Source organism: Tianweitania sp. (genome assembly GCF_032053605.1).
Lineage (GTDB): Bacteria > Pseudomonadota > Alphaproteobacteria > Rhizobiales > Rhizobiaceae > Tianweitania.
This window is the reverse complement of sequence record NZ_DAMBUH010000165.1, coordinates 341-4703: the sequence shown is the minus strand read 5'-3', so window position 1 is coordinate 4703 and position 4363 is coordinate 341. Positions and strand designations below refer to the sequence as shown.

Sequence of the window (4363 nt, the reverse complement as noted above, 5' to 3'; positions counted from 1 at the left end):
GCAGCGAGGGCGCGGCGCTGATCCAGCCATAGGAATGCACGAAGGCTGGGATTGCGAGCGGAGCAACGGCCACCGCGCGCCAGAGAGGGATGCCGGGCAGGTCGCTGCGCTCGGTGATCCAGGCCAGTGTCACGGCCAGCGCGATGCAAAGCGGCACGGCGAGCAGTTCGAGCAGCAGCGTGTTCACCAAGAACTCGCCGACGCGCGGGCGAAACACCAGCCGGACAACCGTGTCCCAGCCCGCATCCAGCGCGACCCACAACACGAAGCCGAGCGGCACGAGGCTGATCAGCGACACGACAACAGCGGCCAGCACCACAGGCGAAAGCAGGCCACGCCGCTGCGGCCGCAGCCTCAAGGGCGCGCGGCCGATACGCTCGTCGAGGAGAGAGGCTGCACTGAGCTGCGCTTGCGTCACGCTGTCTATCCCATGAGAACGCTGAACGGCGTCCACGTGTTGGTTGGTCTAGAGCAGCCCTGCGTCGGTCATCATGTCCGTGACCTTCTGGCTGTCGAGCTTGTCGGGATCGAGCTTCGGGGCTTGAAGATCGGCAAGCGGCACAAGAGCGGAGTTGGCGGCCTCTTGGCTGCCGACGGGATATTCAAAGGATTTCCCTTCGCGCAGAACCGCCTGTCCCGCCTTGGAGGTGATCCATTGCACGAAGCGCTCGGCCTGCGCCTTGTTCTTGCTCGAAGCGAGAACGCCTGCGCCTGATATGCTGACGAAGGCGCCGGGATCCTCGTTGCGGAAATAATGCAGGGCGACATTGCCGCTGTTTTCGCCGGTGCGCGCCTGATCGCCGAAGTAATAGTAATGGTAGATCAGCGCGCCGTCGACCTCACCGATATTGACGCCCTTCATAGCCGCGCTGTTGCCGCGATAGGGCTTGGCGCCTTCCTTCATGGCGGTGAGCCAAGACTTGGTCGGCTGCTCGCCCTTCAAGGCCAGGATCGCGCCAACGATGGCCTGGAAGTCGGCACCGCCGGCCGACGCCGCCCAGCGGTTATTCCAAGCGGGATCGGCGAGATCCATGACGGACTTCGGCAGATCGGCTTCGGTCAGCTTGGTCTTGTCATAGGCGAACACCGTGCTGCGCGCGGCGATGCCGATCCAGTTGCCGCTGGACGGTCGGAACGTGTCCGGCACGTTTGCCAGCGTGTCTTTCGACAGCGGTGCGAACAGGCCGGCCTTGTCGACCAGCACCATGCCCGGCGAATTCTCTGTCAGGAACACGTCGGCAGGTGAGGCCGCGCCTTCGCTGAGAATCTGGTTCGCCATTTCCAGGTCGGCACCCTGGCGCATGGTGATGCGGATGCCGGTTTCGGCGGTAAACTTCTGCGCCCATTCGCGCGCGAGGTTCTCGTGCTGCGCATTATAGATGATGAGCGAGCCGGTTTCCTGCGCCTGCGCTTGCGGCGAAAGCAGGCCGAGGGCCAGCAGCGAGAGCGCTGCAATGCGCGAAATCATCATCGTGGAAGCACCTCCGGCTGGCGCGACCGATCCGTGCCGGTCACGCCAAGTCTAGAGGAAGCTGAGTTGAGTGGTCAACTTTGCTGCACGTTCACGCGAAGAGGTCGCACCGTGATCCAGGTCATGCACCGTGGCCGACGATGCCCTTGATCTCCAGGAAGTCGTGGATGCCCCAATCCGCATATTCGCGGCCGTTGCCGGACTGCTTGTAGCCGCCGAAGGGCGCGAACGTGTCCCAGGCCGGATAGTTGAGCGCGACCGTGCCGGCCCGCAGGCGATGGCTGATTGCACGGGCCTGGTTGATGTCGCCGGACTGGATGTAGGCGGCGAGGCCGTAGACCGTGTCGTTGGCGATTTCGACGGCTTCGTCGATGTCATGATAGGGCATCAAGGCGATCACCGGGCCGAAGACTTCTTCACGCGCGATCGTCATGTCGCGGGTGACGTCGCCGAACACGGTGGGGCGCACATAATAGCCGCGGTTCAGGCCTTCCGGCCGGCCGATGCCGCCCGTTACCACGGTGGCGCCTTCCTTGATGCCCTGCGCGATCAGGGTCTGGATGCGATCGAACTGCGATTCGCTGATCACCGGGCCGAGATCGGTGTCATCGGCTTGTGGGTCGCCGACCTTGAGGGTTTCGGCGGCCTGGCGTGCGATGTTGAGCGCTTCGTCATGCCGGTCGGCCGGCACAAGCATGCGGGTTGGCGCATTGCAGGACTGGCCGGAATTTTCGAAACAGCGCACCACGCCTTCGCTCACCGCCTTTTCCAGATTGGCATCGGGCAGGATGATGTTGGGCGACTTGCCGCCGAGCTCCTGAGCGACGCGCTTGACCGTATCGGCAGCAGCCTTGGCGACGAGGATGCCTGCGCGGGTTGAGCCGGTGAAGGACACCATGTCGACATCGGGATGCTCTGCCATGACCTGGCCAACAGCCGGACCCGTGCCGTTGATCATATTGAACACGCCCTTCGGCGTGCCGGCCGCTTCCATGACTTCGGCGAAGATGATGCCGCTCACTGGAGAGAGTTCGGACGGTTTCAGCACCATGGTGCAGCCCGCCGCGATCGCCGGTGCGACCTTGGAGACGATCTGGTTGAGCGGCCAGTTCCAGGGCGTGATCAGCGCGCAAACGCCGACCGGCTCACGCGTCACCAGCGTGGTCCCGCGCTGTTCGGTGAGCTCCATCCGGTCGAGTGCCGTGATGGTCGCCTCCAGATGGGCGCGGCCGACCCAGGCCTGGGAGTCGCGCGCAAAGGCAAGCGGCGCGCCCATTTCGAGGGACACGGTGCGGGCGATGTCTTCATAGCGGTCGTTATAGGCTTCGAGGATGCGGCGCAGCAGCGCAAGGCGCTCGGTCTTGGATGTGAAGGCGAAAGTGGCGAAGGCAGCGCGGGCTGCTGACACTGCACGATCGACATCAGGCTTCGCGCCGACGGCGATCGTGGTGAAAGCTTCTTCGGTGGCTGGATTGATGACGTCGAGCCGCTCGAGCCGGTCCGGCGCGACCCAGGCGCCGTCGATGAAGAACATGTCGTGATGGTTCATGAACTGACCTCCTGGAGTGGTCGAGGATAAGCGGCAGTGACGTGCATGTCATGCACGGGATCGGCGACGATTGCGGGAAAAGCGACTTTCCACGGCAAGGCACTGAAATGGTCAGGTTGTCGCAGGGCGCTGCGGTTTGTTCGGTTGTTGATCCAGATCAAAGGTCTTGCCAGCCGGCGGACGTAAAAGCAGCTCATCAAACGTCAAGGAGACGAGAAATGAAGCGTTCCACCGTTACCGCTCTTCTGGCTGCTGTCGCCGCCGTTGCTTTTGCCGGCCCCGTGCTCGCAGCCGATCATCAGGTTCAGATGCTGAACAAGGGTGAGAAGGGCGCAATGGTTTTCCAGCCTGACTACATCGAGGCAGCCCCAGGCGACACCGTGACCTTCGTGGCCACCGACAAGGGTCATGACGCTGAATCCATCAAGGGCATGATCCCGGAAGGTGCTGAGCCGTTCAAGGGCAAGATCAATCAGGACATCACAGTCACGGTTGAGAAGGAAGGCCTGTATGGCGTGAAGTGCACCCCACATTACGGCATGGGCATGGTTGCGCTGATCAAGGTCGGCACGCCTGCAAACGCGGAAGAGGTCAAGACCGTGAAGCATCCGGGCAAGGCGAAGACCCACTTCGAAGCCCTGCTTACGCAAGCCGGCGCACAGTAAAAACAAACCAAGGTTCAACAAAAAAGGCCGGAGCGATCCGGCCTTTTTTGTTGTCCGCTGATGGATGAGAAGCGTCTACTTGAAGGCGATCACCGCGAAGCAGATCACGAACAAAGCCGAGATCCAGGCAAAGGATACCCAGCGCTCGGCAACGCGGCGGCCTTTTACGAAATCGCCTGCGCGGCGCAGCTGCGAAGCGCGCACGCGCTGCATGATGTGGGCGAGCGTCAGTACGCAGACCAGCAGGAACTTGGCGGTAAACCAGGCGCTGAGCGCACGGTCGCCGGCGCCATAGCGGCTCCACAACAGCGTCAATCCGCTGATCCAGGCGAAGGCGACGCCGAAGCTGGTGATGTCGGCGAGCGTGCGGCGCGTCAGTGCCATGCCGGCTTCCGCTTCGCGCCCTGCACTCGCGCGCAAGGCGACGTAATGCGACAGCAACAGGCCGGACACCATCGCGATGGTGATGAGATGCGCCATCTTCAAAAGTTCAAACACGGCGCGTTTCCTCCTTCGTGCCGGATAGGGTGGTGTCTGGTTGCTGACCGGCCGGTGGTTCGTCGTCGATCAGGATGCGGGCTGCGGCGCCGTCGAGGTCTTCATATTGGCCGTTGCGCAGCGACCATAGAAAGACGACCAGCGCGAGCAGGCCGAAGCCGAGTGCGATCGGGATCAGGC

The 4363-nt window shown here is 62.8% G+C and carries 5 protein-coding genes and 1 pseudogene; 1 reads left to right on the top strand and 5 read right to left on the bottom strand.

Annotated elements, in window-relative coordinates; genetic code table 11:
* The 3 genes and pseudogenes from RTX98_RS19925 to RTX98_RS19915 form a co-directional block, all read right to left on the bottom strand.
* Positions 1–418, bottom strand: a pseudogene (locus RTX98_RS19925) (iron ABC transporter permease); the annotation flags it as partial.
* 48 nt (positions 419–466) lie between these two features.
* Positions 467–1471, bottom strand: coding sequence for an iron ABC transporter substrate-binding protein (locus RTX98_RS19920; protein WP_312798613.1), 1005 nt, complete (start codon positions 1469–1471; stop codon positions 467–469).
* A 121-nt stretch (positions 1472–1592) separates the two neighbouring features.
* On the bottom strand, positions 1593–3020 hold the full coding sequence (locus RTX98_RS19915) for an aldehyde dehydrogenase family protein (RefSeq protein WP_312798612.1): 1428 nt from the start codon (positions 3018–3020) through the stop codon (positions 1593–1595).
* Positions 3021–3238: 218 nt separating this feature from the next.
* Here RTX98_RS19915 and RTX98_RS19910 point away from each other — a divergent pair, with 218 nt between their 5' ends.
* Positions 3239–3685 carry a pseudoazurin gene (locus RTX98_RS19910; protein WP_312798611.1) on the top strand — a complete coding sequence of 149 codons (447 nt, stop codon included), beginning with the start codon at positions 3239–3241 and terminating at the stop codon, positions 3683–3685.
* A gap of 75 nt (positions 3686–3760) precedes the next feature.
* On the opposite strand, the gene RTX98_RS19905 is transcribed toward RTX98_RS19910, so the two are convergent.
* Both RTX98_RS19905 and ccoS read right to left on the bottom strand, forming a co-directional pair.
* The gene (locus RTX98_RS19905; protein WP_312798609.1) at positions 3761–4183 is read right to left on the bottom strand and encodes a hypothetical protein; all 423 of its coding nucleotides are present in this window, start codon (positions 4181–4183) and stop codon (positions 3761–3763) included.
* Positions 4176–4361 (bottom strand): cbb3-type cytochrome oxidase assembly protein CcoS, encoded by a 186-nt coding sequence (ccoS, locus tag RTX98_RS19900; RefSeq protein WP_312798608.1) that lies wholly within the window; start codon positions 4359–4361, stop codon positions 4176–4178. The genes RTX98_RS19905 and ccoS overlap by 8 nt, the downstream gene beginning before the upstream one ends.
* Between the last annotated feature and the right edge of the window lie 2 nt (positions 4362–4363).